This window comes from Candidatus Nitrosopumilus sp. bin_7KS (genome assembly GCF_054095835.1).
In genome coordinates, this window is sequence record NZ_JBSWSO010000004.1 from 317509 (window position 1) to 337021 (window position 19513).

The window sequence follows — 19513 nt, forward strand, 5'->3', positions numbered from 1 at the left end:
GATTTGTAGATATTTAATCCTTGGAATTCTAAGATGAAAATCTTAGAAAAGAAATTAAATGGTTATTTTACCAGTCATAGCATGTTTGTAATGATTGCAGATATTCAACTCAAAGAAGGGGTTGAAGACGATTTTAAAAATTGGTTTGCTGAATCAAACAAAGTGTTATGTAATTTTCCAGGATTTATCTCTAGAAAATTCTTAAAATCATCTGATGGAAGTTATAGAATTCTTGTTGAACATGAAAGCAAAGAAACTTTTATCAAAATGCACCAAAGTCCTGAACATGAAAAAGTTCATCCTACTGGACATTCATTTATGAGTGCTGATCCTCAGAGAAAAACATACGAAGTAGCTGCTGAATAAAATTGAAACTAGAATATGATTTAGATGCATATCTAGAAAAAATAAAAAACAATGATTCTTATTTTCATACTTTTATCAATAAGGATAGTTTAGCCGCAGGAGTTCTAGTACTCAAACCCGGAGAGGAGGACACTCAAACACCTCATGATAGTGATGAAGTATACTATATCCTTTCAGGTAATGGATTTTTAAAAATTAAAGATAAGGATTACACAATTTCTAAAGATAAATTATTTTTTGTAGCCAAAAATGTAGCGCATTGCTTTCATGGAAATACAAAGGAACTCAAAGTTTTGTATTTTTTTGGAGGTCCTGATTCTTAACTAATTATTGTCCTTCTGCCTGAAACTTTGATTTTCTTTCTAGCAAATAGATTGACTGCTTCAGGATAAATTCTATGTTCTTCTTTTAGAATCTTTTTTGATAATGATTCTTCTGTATCTTTTTTATTAATTTTGACTACTGCTTGAATAATCACAGGACCCGTATCCATTCCTGAATCTACAAAATGAACTGAACACCCTGATACTTTAGCTCCGTATTCTAATGCCTGTTTTTGTGAATCTAATCCTGGGAATGCTGGAAGTAAAGCTGGATGGATGTTGATGATTCTGTTTTTGTATTTTTTTACAAATTCTGGACTTATAATTCTCATAAATCCGGCAAGACATACAAGGCCATTTTTTGGAGTGACTCCATATTTTGTGAGGATAGAAATAACTTCTTTATCGTACTCTGCTCTGGTTCCTTTGAATCCTTTACTTTCAATTACTTCGATTTTAACTCCTAATTTTTCTGCAATCTTTAGGCCTTTAGCATCATGTTTGTTAGAAATTACAATTGCAGGGTTGATTGGAATCTTTTTTTTCTTAATTGCCTTTAGGATGGATTCCATGTTACTCCCACGACCTGAGATTAGAATTCCTAGATTTAGCAACTAGTCAATAGTAGATCAAACCTGCAATTTATATCAAATCCAACTGATTTGATTTTCATTGCCTAGTAAAGTCAGGATGACAAAAAATGGAATCCTGTGTGAGGTTGATGATAAACGAGTTTTGTTGGATCCAAAAAACAGTGATGTTAATGGAATAAATTTTGTATCTCACGCACACTCTGATCATCTTCCCTCAAAAAACGGTGGAACTATTCTATCGTCTATTGAGACTAGTGAAATAGCTAACCTTCGAGGATTTAAGATGGAAAATCACGTTGAATTCCTTGATGATTTCTCTCTAATTGATAGTGGGCATATTTTGGGTGCAAAAGGATTACTTTTTGATGATATTTTCTATACTGGAGATGTTTGTACAAGAGACCGTGGATTTCTCAAGGGTGCCAAAATTCCAAAATGTAAAACTCTAATCACTGAATGTACATTTGGTTTACCTGAATTTATTTTTCCAAAACTTGAAGATATTCTAAAACAAGTCAATGAATTAATTTCTGAACTTTATGGGAAAGGTGTACCTGTAATTTTGATGGGTTATCAATTAGGTAAAGCCCAAACTATCACACAGTTTTTTGGTCACTGGGGTCCGTTATACCTACATGATTCTGTAAAAGACATGAATGCATTACATCGAAAATTTGGCGTATCTCTAAATGATGGAATTGGACATACAGATGCTGAAAAAAATGGTTTGCTTGAAAAAAAACCTTGGGTTATGGTTGCACCAATGATGTCTAGTAAAAATAAATTTGTTCAAGATATGAAATCAAAATACGGTGCAGTGACAATTGGATTTAGTGGATGGGCACAATCCATGAAATACTCTTTTGGGAGGCGAACTGATTATTCGTTTCCAATGAGTGATCACTGTGATTACACTGAGTTGATTGAAATGGTAGTACAGTCTGGGGCTGAACAAGTTTACACAATACATGGATTTGTAGATGAGTTTGCAGAAGACTTGAGGAAAAGAGGAATTAGTGCACAGCCATTACTTGAAAATTCATTAGATGATTTTACTTAGTAAATTCGTTACATCCACAATTATCTACAAGACATGTTTCTGCATTTCTAATATGATCATGAGAAAAGTGTTTACACTCTTCATTTTTACAAATCCTTCGTATAGCTTCCTTCTGTACTACAGATTGGGCAATTTCATTTGCTTTGTCTTTTGAAAATCCTTTTTTATCTATATAGAAATGGACCACTCTATTATACAGCATTTCTGGATTGAATTGTTTTTCTAGCAATATTGTCTCCTCCTATTACCTCTTCTAAAACTTGATCCCTCATGGCAGTCACATTTGCAGGAGATATCGTTACAAAACCCATGATTGTTTTTTATCATATTCTAATTAGGCAATTATGATATTTGAAGGACTCTTCTTTTTGAGTAATCATTTGTTTAATAAAATTCAAAAAAATTAATATTTTTACGCCTAACTTTTTGAATGATTTATCTCAAAATTACGCCTATATCCATTAGATTTGTGTGAGTTGGATTTGTTTTGATGTTTCCTTTTTGCTTTTGAAAAAATCTTCCTGAATCACTATTTTTAAGAAATTCTTTCATTATGTCCAAATCCACTCTTACATTTTCTGTAATTGCCCCTGCAAAAACTGAATTGCCATCCACACCATCAGTTCCTGCAGATGAAATGACCATTTTTTTTGATTTCTGTGTATTTTTTAATAATCTTAAAACTAATTCTTGATTTCTTCCACCCATTCCTTTTCCTAGAACTTTTACTGTTGGTTCTCCTCCAAAAATAATACATGTTTTATCATTCTCTGAAATTTTTTTAAGAATTTCAGTTACTACTTCTTTAATGTCTCCAAAAATATGCATTACACTAACTGTGTAGCCCATTTTTTCAGCTTTAACTTTCATTTCATTTAGACAATCATCGTTATTTGCTATCACATAATTTTCAATTTTGGATTTTTTTGGTGTCTCTAGTTCTTTCTCATTCATTCTATTTTTTAAAAGTGTCAAAACTTCATTAGGCATTTTCCATCCTATTTTGTATTTTTTAATAATTGCTAATGCATCTGCATATGTTGTATCATCCATGTATGTTGTACCTGATGCAATTGATGACAGATCATCTCCTTCAACATCTGACATTACGAGTCCTACTCCTTGGCATTTCATATTCTCTACAAGCTTACCTCCTTTGATTTTTGATAGATGTTTTCTAATACAATTGAATTCTTGTATGGTTGCTCCAGATTTTAACAAAGTATCTGTGACATGCACTTTATCATCCAAAGTGATATCATCAGGCATTGCTAACAATGACGAGCCTCCCCCTGAAACTAGAAAAATTATCAATTCATCACTTCGCTTGTTTTGAACAAATTTCATGACTTCTTTTGCTGCCTTTACACTTGTGGAATCTGGCTTTGGATGTCTGGAATTAAAAATCTGGAATTTTTTACCTTTGATCACTGATTTTGAGCCTTTTGGAATAACTATAATTCCACTTTTTATTGGAATGACTGCATTTAGTGCTCTTGTCATCGTATCTCCTGCTTTGCCAAAAGCCACTGAATAGATGCTTGAATATTTCTCTAAATTGAATGATTTACCATCAATTTTGATTTCATTAGGAGTAACAAATTTTTTAATTATATTTTCTGGATTTGCTGCTTGAAGTCCTGACTCTAAAATTTCTAAACAATCTTTTTTCTTGTCTGTAGTTGCCAAGTCGTCAAAATTTTGAATTATCATGATGTCCATAGATAATGCAAGATATAATAATAATCAATGATGCCTTTGATTTATGCAAACAGTACGCATTCCAAAAGTTATCAACTTTGGAGAAAATGCACTTGGTGAAACAGAGTATCCAAAAAATGCCCTAGTTGTCACAACCGTTCCGCCAGCACTATCTGACAAATGGTTAGCAAAAATGGGTATCCAGGATTACATGTTGTATGACCAAGTAAAACCTGAACCATCAATTGAAGATGTCAATACTGTTATTTCACAATTCAAAGACAAAGACCCATCATGTCTAATTGGACTTGGTGGAGGAAGTTCAATGGATGTAGTAAAATATGCTGCACCTGAGATGAAAAAAGAAAAAATCTTAATTCCAACAACATTTGGAACTGGAGCTGAAATGACCACTTATTGTGTTCTGAAATTTGATGGTAAAAAGAAATTGTTACGCGAAGACAAATTTTTAGCTGACATGGCTGTAGTCGATTCATACTTTATGGATGGCACTCCAGAACAGGTCTTGAAAAATTCTGTCTGTGATGCATGTGCTCAAGCAACCGAAGGCTATGATAGCAAACTCGGTAATGACTTGACAAGAACTCTATGCAAACAAGCATTTGATATTCTGTATGATGCAATTATGAATGACAAACCAGAAAACTATCCTTATGGATCAATGTTGTCTGGAATGGGATTTGGAAATTGTTCTACAACTCTAGGACATGCATTGTCCTATGTGTTCTCAAATGAAGGTGTACCTCATGGATTTTCATTATCCTCATGTACCACCGTTGCACACAAGCATAACAAATCAATCTTCTATGATCGATTCAAAGAGGCTATGGCAAAATTAGGCTTTGATAAACTAGAACTCAAAGCTGATATTTCAGAAGCTGCAGACATCGTCATGACAGATAAAGGACACTTGGATCCAAACCCAATTCCAATATCCAAAGACGATGTTGTAAAGTGTCTTGAAGATATCAACGCAGGTAATTTGTAAAAAATTCAATATTTTTTACTTTTTTTATATTTTCTTGATAAAGTACGAAATTGGCAGCTTGATGAAACTTTTTATTCTAATAATCTGGTGTAAATGTACTTGGCTTCAAAACAACTCAAATTTGGTATTCAAAATGGACTGAATGTAGCAAGAGCTGGTTATACTGAAGACCAAATATTGACAGCATGTATACTTGCTGATAAAACTGGTTATGATTCTATTTTCTATATGGACCACACAAATGTTCCACAATGGAAAAACGCCACTGTTCTTGATCCTTGGGTAATGCTATCTGCAATTGCAGCTGTAACAAGTAATGTTGAATTGGGAACTTGTGTAACTGATGCAATTAGAAGACATCCTTCTAACATTGCGCTAGCTGCAATCACTCTTGATAGAGTTTCTAAAGGTAGGGCAATTTTGGGAATTGGTGCAGGTGAGGCACAAAATCTAAAAGAATTTTGTATTCCATTTGAGAAACCAGTTTCAAAATGGGAAGAACAAATTGAAGTTATTCATCAATTATACAAATCAACTCCTGACAATACTGTAGATTATGCAGGAAAATATTATCAACTTGAAGGGGCATGTTTACAAGCTCCTCCAATTAGAAAACCACGTCCACCAACTTACATGGCATCAGGTGGTAAACGAACACTTGCATTAACTGGAAAACTCGGTGATGGTTGGCTACCAATCGGTTACACTCCTGAATTGTTTGAAGATCATCGAAAACAAATCGAGGTTTCAATGGATACAAACAACAGAACACAGGAAGAGAAAGATAATTTCCAAATGGCTTTAGATATTGATGTTTACTTTTCTGATGATGCAGAAGTATCATGGGCCAAAATGAAAGAAGCTGTTAAAGTTAGTTTATTCAAGCCTGAAATTTTGAGAGTTCACGGCTTGAAAGAGATTGAAGGATTTGACTTCGTAAAATACTTTACAGAATATTCAATGTCTGATCAAAGTTGGATTGTAAAGATGAGAGAAGCTGCAACTAAAATTCCAGATGCTGTTGCTCGTTCATCTACTGCAGTTGGAACTCCAGAAGATATGATTCCAGTATTTGAGAGATTCATGGATGCTGGTGTAAATCACTTTGTTATTAGATTCTGGGGTAAGAATTACTTTGGTTCTATTGACAAGTTTGCAAGCCATGTGATGCCTGTATTACGTGCTAAAGCCAAACAATAAAAAATTCAATATTATATCATACAGCAAATCATTTAGCATACTTCTTCTTAGAATTTAGCATGGATGAAGAACTTCCTGATTCTGTAAAAAAATGTCTTGATATATTGGAAGAAAATGTGGAAATCTTGGCAAATCTTGAATATGATTTAGATGATGAAAAGGAAGATGAATTGACTCCTGATATGGAATTACACAATCTATATGATATGAGTGAAGATGTGGCAGAATCTGCTAAACTAAAACGTGCAGAATCAAATTTCACAAGACGACAATCTGAAGATTCCTTATGATTTATGTGGTCTTTTTCTCTTTGTCATTGATTTAGAATTACGTCTATTTTTTTGCTTTTCAATTCTTTTTCTAGTTCTCTCAGTTGCATTGGTTGAACCTTGAATAATTTTTGTTTTACTTCCATCCTTTAACATTATTTGTTTACCTTTGAATCTAAACTCTACATCTCTACATTTGATGTAGTATTTTTTTAAACAGAAGAATATTCTATTGTTTGTACCATGCATCTCTTTGACTTCTTTTGATTTTTTTAATTCATTGAGGATATTTCGAAGTAATCCCTTATCGATATCAGTAATTCTATGCAATTCTCTGAACCAAATGAATTTTGATGCAGAACCCCATTCTTCTAGGAGATTCAATGTAATTTTGATAGCTTCTTCTCGTTCTTCATCTACTTCGCTCATTTTATTCGTTGAATTAATCCTAAATTTAGGAATTTACATTAATGAAGAATTTGGATGAAAAAAGTCAAGTTTTAGAAAGTTGTTTGTTTTTGATTATTTTTGTAATGATGCTTTATGGGCACAGAATTCAAAACAGAATGTAATGAATTAGAATGTAGAATCATGGAAATTAAGGCTATGGCCAAAGAATTAGATGAAGAGGATTAACTCTATCTCTTTGATTTTGATTTCCTTTCTTTAATTCTGGATTTTGTTACTTTGACTGATTGTTTTTGATTGTTTTCCATCTTATTTGCTATGGAGTCAATCTGCTTGATGATTTTTGCTTGAATTTCAGGGGAATTTGATTTTAATAATTTTGTTTTTAATTTTTTTAATTGATTGGAATATTCTCGAAAATCATCTCTTAATTCATTAAGATAAGGATCGTCCATGATGTTTTTTATTTACCTTGTATTTTAGGAATTTCTATGCTCTGGATTTATAATATTATTTTACTGAATTAAATTATGCAGTTAACTGGAATTCTCCAAATAAAATCATATGAAAAAGTAAAAGATTTCTTGAATGAAGAACATGTTGGACGTGTGGCAAGTATTGATGTGAATGGATTCCCGCAAATTATTCCTATGAATTTTGTATTCCTTAATGATGCAGTTTACATGCATTCTCATGTAAAGGGTGAAAAACTTGATAATATTACAAGAAATAACAAAGTTGGATTTGAAGCTGATAGGGAACTAGAATTTTTACCATCTTATTTTGAAGATCCACATAATGCATCTCTAGCTGATACATTATACATCAGTGTTGTAATAAAGGGAATTGCTTCTTTTGTATCTGATAGAGAAGAAAAAACTCTTGCACTAAATGGTTTAATGGAAAAATATCAACCTGAAGGATTTTACGATCCAATTGAATCTGATATGAGAGTTTTAGATGCTGTTAGTGTTATCAAAGTATCGCCACAGTCCTTACATGGTAAATATAAGATTGGTCAGCATATGCGACCTGATGATAGATTAGATTTGGCAGAAAAGATTCTAAAGAAAAATTCCCCTTCTGCACATGAAACTTTGAAGATTATGGGATTTGAGATTACAGATACTGGTTTGAAGATGACTGATGAGCCTATATGGTAACTGTTTTTAGTTTTAATCTGATTTATTGAAATTATTTCAATCTACATTTGAACTCGATTTTTTTTATTTTCTGCCTTTAATTTTTCAAGGAGCATGTTTGTTTTTAATGTCAAGTTTAACATTATCTCTTGTTGTGTTTCTTTAAGCTCTTTTTTAAAATCCTTTTCTATTACCAACACGGTTTTTTATTAAATTTTTAAGATATAATGCTTATCTGAAATTTCCAAATTTGGTAAATTCTTGACTTGTTGTTCTTATTTGGCAAACGTTAGCTATAAGTTCAGTTTTTGAGGATTGTATCTGTTGGAACAGATATCTAAGTTTGAATTGGCCTCTGATTACTCCCCTACAGGAGATCAACCTCAAGCAATTGATGCATTAGTCAAAGGAGTAAAAAAAGGATCTGTTCAAACATTACTTGGAGTTACAGGAAGTGGAAAAACCTTTTCTGTGGCAAATGTAATTGCAAGAACTGGGAAGAATACTCTAGTCATTTCTCATAACAAAACTCTTGCCGCTCAACTGTACTCTGAACTAAAACAATTTTTTCCAAAAAATAATGTTGGTTATTTTGTATCCTATTACGACTATTATCAACCAGAAAGTTATCTTCCACAAACTGATACCTACATAGAAAAAGACACTCAAATTAATGAAAAAATTGAAAAGATGAGATTAGAGGCGACTGCAATGTTGCTATCTGGAGAACCTACAATCATTGTATCTACAGTATCTTGTATCTATTCTCTTGGTAATCCTAAGGATTGGGGTGATTTGGCTATTACATTAAACATTGGTGATGAAATTAAAAGAAATGAAATAATTCGAAGATTTCTAGATGCAAGATATGAGAGAAATGATACTGAAGTAGCTCCTGGTAATTTTAGAGTTAAAGGTGACACAATAGATGTGACTCCTGCATATTCTGAAGACTTAGTTAGAATCTCTATGTTTGGAGATGAAATAGAAAAAATTACTTTATTGGATCACGTTTCCTTGAAAGAAAAAAAGAAAGTTGATCAAATGAAAATTTACCCTGCAAAACATTATCTTATTGCAAAAGATGTTCGTAAAAAAGCTGTTAAATCAATTAGAGGTGAATTGAAACAAAGATTACCTGAATTAAATGAATTAGAAAAACAAAGACTTGAGATGAGAACAAAATATGATTTAGAAATGATTGAAGAGTTGGGGTATTGTTCTGGAATTGAAAATTACTCTAGACATTTTGATGGACGAAATGCTGGAGAGAAAGCATTTTGTTTAATGGATTTTTTTGGTGATGATTATCTTTTGGTTATTGATGAATCTCATGTTACATTACCTCAACTTCATGGAATGTACAAGGGTGATCGTTCTAGAAAAAATGAATTAATAACATATGGGTTTAGATTGCCTAGTGCATTTGATAATCGTCCACTAAAATTTGAAGAATTTGAAGAATACATACAAAATACAATTTTTGTTTCAGCAACTCCTTCTGATTATGAGAAAAAAGTATCATCTAATATTATTGAGCAACTAGTAAGGCCTACTGGATTACTTGACCCTCAAGTTGAGATTAGGCCTAGCAAAAACCAGATGGATGACTTAATTCGGGAAATTAACAAAAGGATTGCTAACTCTGAGAGGGTTTTAGTCACTACTTTGACTAAACGCATGGCTGAGGATTTGGCTGAATACCTCTCAAAAAAACAGGTTAGAGTGAGATACATGCATTCAGAGATTGAGGGATTGCAGAGAACTGAGATAATTAGACAATTACGATTAGGGGAGTTTGATGTACTTGTGGGGATTAATCTTTTACGTGAAGGTCTGGATATTCCGGAAGTTTCTCTAGTTGCAATTTTGGATGCTGACAAGGAAGGATTTTTGAGGAATTTCACAAGTTTAATTCAGACATGTGGTAGAGCTGCAAGAAATGTAAATGGAACTGTCATAATGTATGCTGATAACACTACCAAATCTATGAAACATGCAATGGATGAAACTACACGTCGTAGAGAAAAGCAAATACAATATAACACAGATCATAATATTACACCTAAAACAATTATCAAGTCTGTTCCAGATCAAGAAGTTGCATTAGATGATTCTAAACTCAAGTCAACACATGATCTTTCTATTGAAATTATTGATTTGGATGTACAAATGAAAAAATATTCTGAAGAATTAGATTTTGAACGCGCAATTGAATGTAGAGATAGAATAAAAAGACTAGAAAAGGAGATTGAATTTAAAAATGGTAGAAAATAAATTAAAAATTCGGGGAGCCCGACATCATAATCTAAAAAATCTAGATGTTGATATTCCAAAAAATAAATTAGTTGTAATTAGTGGACTATCTGGTTCTGGAAAGTCTACATTGGCATTTGATACCATCTATGCTGAGGGCCAGAGAAGATATGTGGAATCACTTTCTTCATATGCTCGTCAATTTTTAGAGATGATGGATAAACCTGATGTTGATTCTATTGAGGGGTTATCTCCTGCAATTTCTATACAACAAAAAACTACAAGTAAAAATCCACGCTCTACTGTTGGAACTACTACTGAAATTTATGATTACATGAGATTATTGTTTGCAAGAATTGGAATTCCATATTGTACTAATTGTGGACGTAAAGTCTCAACACAATCTATAGAAAGAATTTGTGATTCAGTACTCAAAGATTTCTCGGGAAAAAAAATACTTGTTTTGGTTCCTATGGTTCAAAGAAAAAAGGGTACGTATGAGAAATTATTTGAACAAATCAAAAAGGATGGTTATTCTAGAATACGACTAAATGGGGAAATTTTGAGCCTAGATGATGACCTCCCTCCCCTTGATAGGCAAAAATGGCACAATATTGAGATTGTAGTTGATAGAATCACAACTGAAAAATCAGAGCGTTCTAGACTTTTTGAGGCTATACAAACTGCAATCAAAGCATCCAAAGGAGATGTTATGATTGCCACAGATAAATCTGAGAAAATTTTTTCTCAAAATAATGCATGTCCTTATTGTGGATTGACAGTAGGTGACTTAGAGCCTCGTTCTTTCTCATTTAATTCTCCTTTTGGAATGTGTAAAACTTGTAATGGTTTAGGAGTAAAGATGGAGTTTGATGCAGATTTGGTGGTACCAGATAAATCAAAATCTATTCTGGATGGAGCAATTGTTCCATGGAGTGGTAGATTTTCTGCATTTAGACGCCAAGCATTAAGAGCCGTAGGGAAAAAATTTGGGTTTGATTTAATGACTCCTTTTGATAAGATCAAACCAAAACATCTTCAAATTATTTTACATGGTACTGATGATTTAATTGATTTTACATATCGTTCAAAGTCTGGAGATTCATCTTGGCAATCTACTAATGTCTTTGAAGGTGTTTTAAATAATTTACAGCGTTCATTTATGGAAACTGATTCAGAATCAAAAAGGGAATGGTTAAAACAATTCATGAGAGATACTCCATGCAACACATGTAATGGCAAAAAACTAAAACCAGAATCACTTGCAGTTAAAATTAATGAAAAAGGAATAATGGATGTATGTGATATGTCAATTGATCATTGCTATGATTTCTTTTCATCATTAAAATTAACAACAAATGAACAATACATTGCAAGAGATGTCCTAAAAGAAATTAAGGAACGTCTGGAATTTTTAATGAATGTCGGATTAAATTATCTTACACTAAATAGACTAAGTTCTACTCTGTCTGGCGGAGAATCACAGAGAATTAGATTGGCAACTCAAATTGGTTCTAATTTAACTGGAGTTTTATATGTTCTAGATGAGCCCACTATTGGATTACATCAACGAGATAACACACGACTCATTAAAACGCTAAATAAGCTACGAAATCTAGGAAATACTGTCATAGTAGTAGAGCATGACGAAGAAGTTATACGAAATTCAGACTGGATGATAGATTTAGGTCCCGGGGCTGGTGTAAATGGTGGTCATGTTGTTTTTGAAGGAACTGTTAATCAAATTCTTAAAGATAACAAATCTGTAACTGGCAAATATTTGAAAGATAATTCATTGATCAATTTAGATGATAAAATTCGTAACCGTTCAGGTTCATTATTAATTAGTAAAGCTTCTGAAAATAATTTGAAAGAAATTGATATTGAAATTCCTTTAGGATTGTTTGTTTCTGTAACTGGTGTTTCTGGTTCTGGAAAATCCACTTTAATTAATGATATTTTATTAAAAACATTACAAAACCATTTTTCCAAATCTAATATTCGAGCAGGAATGCACAAGGATATTACGGGTATTGAAAATATTGATAAAGTAATTGCAATTGATCAATCTCCAATTGGTAGAACGCCACGTTCAAACCCTGCAACATACATAGGAGCTTTTACACCAATTAGAGAACTTTATGCAAATACTGCATTATCAAAAGAACGTGGATATGCACCAGGTCAATTTTCATTTAATGTAGCTGATGGAAGATGTTTTGCATGCGATGGTGATGGTGTTAAGCAAATTGAAATGCAGTTTTTATCTGATGTTTATGTGAAATGTGATGAATGTAAAGGAAAAAGATACAACACTGAAACTTTATCTGTATTGTATAAGGGTAAAAATATTTCTGATATTTTAGATATGACTGTATATGAGGCATTAAATTTCTTTGAGAACATACCTGCAATTCAACGAAAATTACAAACTGTATATGATGTAGGTTTAGGCTATATCAAACTTGGACAATCATCCACTACATTATCTGGAGGTGAAGCTCAAAGAGTAAAACTTGCATCTGAATTATCTAAACGAGGTACTGGCAAAACATTATACATTTTAGATGAGCCTACAACCGGTCTTCATTTTGCAGATGTTCAAAAATTACTAGATGTTCTTAATCGTCTAGTAAACTTGGGAAACACTGTGGTTGTAATTGAGCACAACATGGATGTAATCAAAAATTCTGATTGGTTAATTGATCTTGGACCTGAGGGTGGGGATGAAGGTGGAAAAGTAGTTGCAGTTGGCACTCCAAAAGATATTGCAAAAGCACCTGGAAGTTATACTGGAAAGTATTTGAAAAAATTGTTAAAAAAATGACCTTTGATATTTCTAAAATCGACATTCCTATTGACCCTGGAATTTATTTGATGAAAGATTCTGATGGACAGATTATCTATATTGGAAAAGCTAAAAATTTGAAAAATAGGGTGAGATCTTATTTTAACAAAAATCAAAATTATAAAACACAAAAACTTGTTGAACATATTTCATCTATTGAATTTGTTTTAACTGATAATGAAAATGAAGCATTTCTTTTAGAATCAAATATGATCAAAAAATATCGGCCTAGATTTAACATTGAATTAAAAGATCAACAGCGATACACGTACCTTAGAATATCTGACGAAAAATTTCCTAGGTTGCTAGTTTCAAGGAGGACTAGAGATGGAAAATTTCTAGGTAAGGGAAAAACTTTTGGTCCCTTTACACAAGGCAGTTCAAAATTACTAACTATTGGTACTTTGAGAAAGGCATTTCAAATTAGAATTTGTAAAACACTTCCAAAAAAAGTTTGTTTAGAATACCATCTGGGAAATTGTGAGGGACCATGTGAATTTAAAGATGCTCAAGAACGATATCCAAAACATGTTAATGCATTACAGGATGTGCTGAAAGGAAAAAACAAGACTAAGATCTTTACTAAAAAATTAGAAGAAGAGATGCAACAAGCTGCTGAATCACAACAATTTGAACGTGCAAAAGATATTCGTGATACACTGATTAGGCTTGGTAGTCTTCAAACTAAACAAAAAATGGAATATGTTGAAAATTCTGATGAAGAATATTTTGGAATTGGTATTCAAGAACAATCTGCAACTGTTATGACTTTTAGAATGATTAATGGTGTGATTAGAGATAGTGACAAGTTCTTTTTTGATTTAGTTGGAGATAATTCCTTCTCCAATTTTTTATATCAGTATTATTCTACACATAAAATTCCAAAATTTATTTTAGTTAGTGAGTTGCCTGACAACAAAAAATTGTTAGAATTATTACTCTCTGAGCAATCGGGACATACTGTTCAAATTTTATGCCCTTCAAAGGGTAAGAAAAAAGACATTATTCATCTAATCTTAAAAAATATTAAATTAATTCTCTCTAAAGGCGGAGATCCTGGATTGGTGGAATTAAAAGAACTTCTTAGTCTTCCTGTTATTCCTAATGTCATTGAATGTTTTGATATCTCAAATCATGGAGAAGATTTTGCTGTAGGGTCTATGGCCAGATTTGTTGGCGGTATTCCAAATAAATCTGGATATAGAAAATTCAAAATAAAAACAGTGACTGGACGAGATGATTTCGCAATGATTGGTGAAATTATCAAGAGACGATATTATAGATTGTTAGAAGAGAATTCTGAACTTCCAGATTTGATAGTAATTGATGGTGGCAAAGGTCAGCTTAGTTCTGCATTAAAGTCATTACAATCCCTTGGGTTAGATTTACCTTGTATCTCTTTGGCAAAAGAAAATGAAGAAATCTATGTTCCTAAAAATAAAAATCCTATTGTTATTCCAAAATACAAATCATCTCTAAAAATTTTACAATATGCTAGAGATGAAACTCATAGATTTGGTGTGGCATATAATAGAACAATAAGGAAAAATCAAATAAAATAAGAAAAAAGGAAAAAAGTTTTTGGTTAGCTAACTGAAACGCTGCCGACCATCCATGGATGTACCATACAGAAGTACTTGTAGCTGCCTGCTTTATCGAATGTAAATGCATATTCTGCATTTGCCATTACTAAACTGCTATCAAATACGCCAGATGGGCCATTAGCTGGACTGCCACCAGTTACAGTGTGAGCTGCTGTGTCAACATTAATCCATTTTACTGTGTCGCCAGCTTTGATTTTGATATCTGCTGGTGTGTAACATGCATTACTTGTTTCACATCCTGGAACTGAAGTACCTGATGGAATATCAACAGAATGTGTTTTAGGTCCTGTTGGTGCTTTAGCTATTGGTTTTTCTTCTTTAGCCATTGGTTTTTCTTCCATTGTTACTTTATCTTCCAGTTTCACTGTTTTTTCCATCATACTGTCTCCAGTTTTTACTTTCTGAGCAATATCTGCACCAAATGACTCAGTTTGAGTTTTTGGTTCTGATACTTCTTTTGTAACTGCTGGAGCAGTGTATGTTGGAGCATTATAAGCGGCGTCTCCTGCAACTGCAATTCCTACACCTACTAGTGCAATTGCAATTGAGAAAACTATTGCTGCTTTGTCTATACCTGCCATAATTGATCCATGGTTTAGCATATACTAAATAAATCTAATCGTCTTTTTCACGTCAGTTTTTACAATTTCCACTGATGTGTTATTTTTTCAAAATAAGACTATTTCCAGAAATTTGTTTTTTTAAAGTTTTTTCTACAACTGCTTTTTGAAATATTTTCAATATAGTTGCTAAACAATTGTAAATTCCATAAGATCGCTCTAATTGAAGATGAGGTGTTGTCAATGTTAGTGAACAAATCTTTCTTTTATCAAACTAGTGCCAAGTATAATCACAAACTGCGATTGAGCTCTCACCAAGTAACTATTAGTTTTTGGTCTTAAGCTCTTTTGCTTTTAGTATTTTATTTGCCAAGTTATCTTTTTGTTGAATTAGTTCAAATTTGATTTTTAGCTTTTTTTGTCTGATTAACTGTTTGATGAATTTAATACGATTTGCAATAAATTCATCTTCTATTTTCAAGTCTTTTACTATCTGATCAAACATTGTTTTTTCATCTAATTTTATTTTGATAATATCTTTATTTTTTATTTTGAATACTCCAATCCCCCAAAATAATCCAATATGTAATGCTACATATTTTGATTGTAGTTCTGAAATTTTATTTTTGTATATTTCTGCATGTTCTCTGCTTTGTTCAATAATTGAATCGTTTGTTTGAATTGTCCAGGAAATTTTCTTTAAATTTCCATCTGAATAAAAAACATGGTCCAATTGTCAACCAAAAAGGGGTCTTTTGTTAATATATTTTGAATCCCCCACTTATGATCATAGATTGAAAGGTGTACATATGCTTGAATCTCACGCCTTCTTCTCAAAAATGGTAGATGAATTGGTTGAATTCTCAGAATATGATCCTGAATTAGCAGATGGAATCAAGTGGCTTGATGATCAGGCTCAGAAAAAAGGTATTACATTCTATGATATGGTTTTTGAAGTGTTGTACAAACATGATGTTAATTCAAAAGCTAAAGACTGGTTAAGCACAAGAAATTAAATCTATTTTCTCAAGTCTAATGTTTGATATTCACAACCTTGCGGTCCGCAATATTTTCCAACATATGTTGCCTTTGGTCTATACAATGCTGGTTTAGGTGCAGCCTCTGCAAATTTTTCTTCAATGATATGTGCGGCCCATCCTACAACTCTTGAGATGGCAAAGATTGGGGTGTTAAGATCCATTGGAATTTTTAGCATATAGTATAATGATGCACTGTATAGGTCTACATTTGGATAGATATCTCTGCCTTTTTGGGATTTCATTTCAGATATAGTTGTAGTTTCTACTTTTTCTGTAATGTCAAACCATGGGTCTTTAGTTTTTTCTGCTAATTTTCTAGAGAGTTCTTTTAGCACTTGTGCTCTTGGATCATAGGTTTTATACACTGCATGTCCCATTCCCATAATTCTATCTCCTACCTTCATTTTTTCCTTAATCCATCCTTCTACATTATCTAATTCTCCAATTTCTAAGAGCATTTTCATTACTTCTGTATTTGCTCCTCCATGTAGCTCTCCACTTAATGCTCCAATTGCAGCACTTGATGCTGAATACATATGTGCTCTTGTTGATGCAACTTGTCTGGCAGTAAATGTAGATGCATTGAATGTATGATCAGCATGAAGAATTAAACACACGTCAAATATTTTTTCAACTTCAGGGTCTGGCTTTTCTCCAAACATCATATATAGAAAATTTGCAGCGTGACTAAGAGATGAATCAGGTTCTACTGGCTCTAATCCATTTCTTATTCTGTGCCAACTAGCAACAATTGTTGGGACTTTGGCAATGAGGTTAACTGCTTTATCATAACTGGCATCTTTATTTGAAAATTCTTCATCATAGTAACCTGCAAGTGCAGACACAAATGCCTGAAGCATGTCCATTGGATCTGCATCTTTTCTCCAATTACCCATGTTTTTTTGCATTTGTTTTGGAATGTATCTTGCATCGATTAATTTTGCATTAAATTCATCTAGTTGATTTTGTGTTGGTAATCTGTCATAAAGTAAAAGATAGGCTGTTTCTTCAAACGTTGAATTTTTTGTAAGATCTAAAATGTCAAATCCTCGATAAATGAGTTTTCCTTTCTCACCGTCTATATTGGAAATTCTGGTATCTGCAACTTCGATTCCTCGTAGACCGATATTTTTTGTCTCCATAATGTGCCTACTGGGAATCTTTTATTATATTTTCTCTAAAATCATGTCTATGAAGTTTAGTAATTAGTCTAATATGGCAACTTTTGGTCATAAATGATTATTTTTAATCAAAACTTAATGACTCCTAAAGAGCGAGAACATTTGAAAAAATTAGATGACTTGATACTAAATGCATCCCCTGAAGAACTTAAAAAAATTCAAGAAATTGATAATCAAACCCAGATGGAGGGACTATCGCTATACGATGTATATCTTGATTCAAGTTCGTTGGTAAACCAAAGTATCAAAAAGCCTTTTAGAAAATCTTAATTTTACATTCTTCATTTAAATGAGGGTTTGTGATTTTCGAATCTATATTGGTATCCTCTAAAACCAAAAAAACAGCAGCTAAAAAAGTACCCAAAAAAACAACAGCTAAAAAAGTAACCAAAAAAACAGTAGCTAAAAAAGTAACCAAAAAAACAACAGCTAAAAAAACAAGTACATCTAAGCGAACTAAAGTAATTTGCATCTCCCATAAGGAAGATTGTGATGGTATTAGTTCTGCAGCATTAATTCGTCAAGCATTTGGCGGAGATGCAATATTAGTTGATTATCCCGGTCAAATGGAGGCATTAAACCAAGTTGTTTTAGATGAAAAATTAAAGTCATTATTTATTTGTGATTTAGGATTAAGCAAAAAAACACAAGATGAATTTATTGACATATTGACACGATTGAGAAAAAATAAAGTTTCAGTTACATACATTGATCATCACGATATTGATCCTAATGTTGTAAAAGCATTAAACAAAATCAAAGTAAAAGTAATTCATGACATCAACGAATGTACTGCAGTTCTAACTTACACTGCCTTCAAATCTAAACTCAATGATCATGCATCTTTTGTTGCAGCATGTGCTGCAATTACAGATTATATGGAATCTAGACCACTTGGTTCAAAATTACTTCAAATCTATGACAGACAATTTGCATTGATTAGTGCCACTGTTATGACTTACAATATTGTGGGACGTCAAAGAGAACTTGACTATTTACAATATTTAGTTGAAGAATTAGCAGACTCTAAATTTCCACATGATATTCCAAACACCTTTGAATTTGCACAAATTCAAGTGGAAAAACTATCTCAAATGATTGCCAAAGTAAAGGTGGGACTAAAAACAATGAGTAATCTTGGACATATGGAAATTTTAGATTCTGGTGCAAGTGGGGCAGTTAATTTTGTAATGGGACTATCTGGTAAAAATGTGGGTGTAGCATACAAGGAACGTGTAGATCATGGAATTTATGCAGTATCTGTAAGAGGCTCGAAGGATTGTAAAGTTCACTTGGGCAAAATTGTTAATCTTTTGGCAACTAGTCTTGGTGGCTCTGGTGGTGGACATGACAAAGCATGTGGTGCAGTTGTTCCAAAACCAAAAATAAAGAAATTCATTACAGAATTAAATAAGAAAATAAAATAACCTTTGTAAGAATCTAGGATTGATGATAATTTTTAGATTTGCATAATTGACTGCTTACAAATTAAAACAAGAACTAAAATTACAAAAAAATTGTTTGATTTGTTTTTAATCTAGGTGATGTTTGTAATGGATTGGAATTTATGATTGTGATATTGTAAAAGCAAAAAATTCTCCTTTACTTTTACTAGCAAATTTTGCAACCTTTGCCATGAATCCATATTTTTTATCTCTCATCTTTACTACTTCTTTGGTTTCCAGTTCAGATAATATTTTTGCAGTGCCTGAAACCAATTCTCCTGTAATTTTACCTCTCATTGAACACAATGCAAATTTTACTTGTAAATTATTTCTAAGCCGTTTTACTTTACCTGTTTGTTCTCTAGTTACAACATAGACTAAGTTATCTTTAATTACAAACCAAACTGGAGTTTTTACTGGTTGATTATTTTTTCTATAAGTTTCAAGTGAAATATATTTTTCAGATTTTATATCGTCTAAACTAAACATACTCTATGTGTTTGCATCT

At 32.4% G+C, this 19513-nt stretch carries 22 protein-coding genes; 13 read left to right on the plus strand and 9 right to left on the minus strand.

The window, feature by feature from the left end; genetic code table 11:
• The first annotated feature begins 81 nt into the window (after nucleotides 1-81).
• Both ACW9W4_RS05225 and ACW9W4_RS05230 read left to right on the plus strand, forming a co-directional pair.
• Nucleotides 82-366 carry an antibiotic biosynthesis monooxygenase family protein gene (locus ACW9W4_RS05225; RefSeq protein ID WP_457761460.1) on the plus strand — a complete coding sequence of 95 codons (285 nt, stop codon included), beginning with the start codon at nucleotides 82-84 and terminating at the stop codon, nucleotides 364-366.
• Between the two features lie 2 nt (nucleotides 367-368).
• The gene (locus ACW9W4_RS05230) at nucleotides 369-689 is read left to right on the plus strand and encodes a cupin domain-containing protein (RefSeq protein WP_457761411.1); all 321 of its coding nucleotides are present in this window, start codon (nucleotides 369-371) and stop codon (nucleotides 687-689) included.
• Here ACW9W4_RS05230 and purN read toward each other — a convergent pair.
• A complete protein-coding gene (gene purN, locus ACW9W4_RS05235) occupies nucleotides 686-1303 on the minus strand; it encodes a phosphoribosylglycinamide formyltransferase (RefSeq protein ID WP_457761412.1) in 618 nt (205 codons plus the stop codon). The genes ACW9W4_RS05230 and purN overlap by 4 nt on opposite strands.
• Before the next feature lie 76 nt (nucleotides 1304-1379).
• On the opposite strand from purN, the gene ACW9W4_RS05240 reads away from it, so the two are divergent.
• Nucleotides 1380-2342, plus strand: coding sequence for an exonuclease (locus tag ACW9W4_RS05240; protein WP_457761413.1), 963 nt, complete (start codon nucleotides 1380-1382; stop codon nucleotides 2340-2342).
• A gap of 435 nt (nucleotides 2343-2777) precedes the next feature.
• Here ACW9W4_RS05240 and ACW9W4_RS05245 read toward each other — a convergent pair whose 3' ends face one another.
• Nucleotides 2778-4055, minus strand: a complete 1278-nt coding sequence (locus tag ACW9W4_RS05245; protein ID WP_457761414.1) for a glycerate kinase type-2 family protein — start codon at nucleotides 4053-4055, stop codon at nucleotides 2778-2780.
• 52 nt (nucleotides 4056-4107) lie between these two features.
• Here ACW9W4_RS05245 and ACW9W4_RS05250 point away from each other — a divergent pair, with 52 nt between their 5' ends.
• The 3 genes from ACW9W4_RS05250 to ACW9W4_RS05260 all read left to right on the plus strand — a co-directional run bounded on the left by ACW9W4_RS05250 (nucleotide 4108) and on the right by ACW9W4_RS05260 (nucleotide 6542).
• On the plus strand, nucleotides 4108-5052 hold the full coding sequence (locus ACW9W4_RS05250; protein ID WP_457761415.1) for an iron-containing alcohol dehydrogenase: 945 nt from the start codon (nucleotides 4108-4110) through the stop codon (nucleotides 5050-5052).
• Nucleotides 5053-5145: 93 nt separating this feature from the next.
• On the plus strand, nucleotides 5146-6252 hold the full coding sequence (locus ACW9W4_RS05255; protein WP_457761416.1) for an LLM class flavin-dependent oxidoreductase: 1107 nt from the start codon (nucleotides 5146-5148) through the stop codon (nucleotides 6250-6252).
• Between the two features lie 59 nt (nucleotides 6253-6311).
• Complete coding sequence (locus tag ACW9W4_RS05260; protein ID WP_457761417.1) at nucleotides 6312-6542, plus strand: hypothetical protein; 231 nt, start codon at nucleotides 6312-6314, stop codon at nucleotides 6540-6542.
• Here the strand turns inward: ACW9W4_RS05260 and ACW9W4_RS05265 are convergent.
• Nucleotides 6537-6950, minus strand: a complete 414-nt coding sequence (locus ACW9W4_RS05265) for a hypothetical protein (RefSeq protein WP_457761418.1) — start codon at nucleotides 6948-6950, stop codon at nucleotides 6537-6539. The two genes, ACW9W4_RS05260 and ACW9W4_RS05265, sit on opposite strands and share 6 nt — an antisense overlap.
• A 209-nt stretch (nucleotides 6951-7159) precedes the next feature.
• Nucleotides 7160-7384 carry a hypothetical protein gene (locus ACW9W4_RS05270; RefSeq protein ID WP_457761419.1) on the minus strand — a complete coding sequence of 75 codons (225 nt, stop codon included), beginning with the start codon at nucleotides 7382-7384 and terminating at the stop codon, nucleotides 7160-7162.
• Nucleotides 7385-7459: 75 nt separating this feature from the next.
• Between ACW9W4_RS05270 and ACW9W4_RS05275 the strand changes: the two genes are divergently transcribed.
• Entirely contained in the window at nucleotides 7460-8092 is a 633-nt protein-coding gene (locus ACW9W4_RS05275) for a pyridoxamine 5'-phosphate oxidase family protein (RefSeq protein ID WP_457761420.1), read from the plus strand.
• 41 nt (nucleotides 8093-8133) lie between these two features.
• On the opposite strand, the gene ACW9W4_RS05280 is transcribed toward ACW9W4_RS05275, so the two are convergent.
• Nucleotides 8134-8271: a hypothetical protein gene (locus ACW9W4_RS05280; RefSeq protein WP_457761421.1), complete on the minus strand. Its 138-nt coding sequence runs from the start codon at nucleotides 8269-8271 to the stop codon at nucleotides 8134-8136.
• Between the two features lie 124 nt (nucleotides 8272-8395).
• On the opposite strand from ACW9W4_RS05280, the gene uvrB reads away from it, so the two are divergent.
• From uvrB to uvrC, 3 genes are read left to right on the plus strand one after another with little or no spacing between them, the layout of a single operon-like run.
• Complete coding sequence (gene uvrB / locus ACW9W4_RS05285; protein ID WP_457761422.1) at nucleotides 8396-10348, plus strand: excinuclease ABC subunit UvrB; 1953 nt, start codon at nucleotides 8396-8398, stop codon at nucleotides 10346-10348.
• A complete protein-coding gene (gene uvrA / locus ACW9W4_RS05290) occupies nucleotides 10335-13154 on the plus strand; it encodes an excinuclease ABC subunit UvrA (RefSeq protein ID WP_457761423.1) in 2820 nt (939 codons plus the stop codon). Before uvrB ends, uvrA begins: the two co-directional genes overlap by 14 nt.
• The gene (uvrC, locus tag ACW9W4_RS05295) at nucleotides 13151-14737 is read left to right on the plus strand and encodes an excinuclease ABC subunit UvrC (RefSeq protein WP_457761424.1); all 1587 of its coding nucleotides are present in this window, start codon (nucleotides 13151-13153) and stop codon (nucleotides 14735-14737) included. Before uvrA ends, uvrC begins: the two co-directional genes overlap by 4 nt.
• A gap of 23 nt (nucleotides 14738-14760) precedes the next feature.
• Here the strand turns inward: uvrC and ACW9W4_RS05300 are convergent, their stop codons facing one another.
• Nucleotides 14761-15360 carry a cupredoxin domain-containing protein gene (locus tag ACW9W4_RS05300; protein ID WP_457761425.1) on the minus strand — a complete coding sequence of 200 codons (600 nt, stop codon included), beginning with the start codon at nucleotides 15358-15360 and terminating at the stop codon, nucleotides 14761-14763.
• A 304-nt stretch (nucleotides 15361-15664) separates the two neighbouring features.
• Complete coding sequence (locus ACW9W4_RS05305) at nucleotides 15665-16072, minus strand: hypothetical protein (protein WP_457761426.1); 408 nt, start codon at nucleotides 16070-16072, stop codon at nucleotides 15665-15667.
• 76 nt (nucleotides 16073-16148) lie between these two features.
• On the opposite strand from ACW9W4_RS05305, the gene ACW9W4_RS05310 reads away from it, so the two are divergent.
• Nucleotides 16149-16355 (plus strand): hypothetical protein, encoded by a 207-nt coding sequence (locus ACW9W4_RS05310; protein ID WP_026090100.1) that lies wholly within the window; start codon nucleotides 16149-16151, stop codon nucleotides 16353-16355.
• Nucleotides 16356-16357: 2 nt separating this feature from the next.
• Here ACW9W4_RS05310 and ACW9W4_RS05315 read toward each other — a convergent pair whose 3' ends face one another.
• Nucleotides 16358-17521, minus strand: a complete 1164-nt coding sequence (locus ACW9W4_RS05315; RefSeq protein ID WP_457761427.1) for a citrate synthase — start codon at nucleotides 17519-17521, stop codon at nucleotides 16358-16360.
• A gap of 117 nt (nucleotides 17522-17638) precedes the next feature.
• Here ACW9W4_RS05315 and ACW9W4_RS05320 point away from each other — a divergent pair, with 117 nt between their 5' ends.
• Complete coding sequence (locus ACW9W4_RS05320; RefSeq protein WP_457761428.1) at nucleotides 17639-17830, plus strand: hypothetical protein; 192 nt, start codon at nucleotides 17639-17641, stop codon at nucleotides 17828-17830.
• Between the two features lie 47 nt (nucleotides 17831-17877).
• Nucleotides 17878-18987 carry a DHHA1 domain-containing protein gene (locus ACW9W4_RS05325; protein WP_457761429.1) on the plus strand — a complete coding sequence of 370 codons (1110 nt, stop codon included), beginning with the start codon at nucleotides 17878-17880 and terminating at the stop codon, nucleotides 18985-18987.
• Nucleotides 18988-19125: 138 nt separating this feature from the next.
• Here ACW9W4_RS05325 and ACW9W4_RS05330 read toward each other — a convergent pair whose 3' ends face one another.
• Nucleotides 19126-19494, minus strand: a complete 369-nt coding sequence (locus ACW9W4_RS05330) for a PPOX class F420-dependent oxidoreductase (protein ID WP_457761430.1) — start codon at nucleotides 19492-19494, stop codon at nucleotides 19126-19128.
• Nucleotides 19495-19513 lie beyond the last annotated feature (19 nt).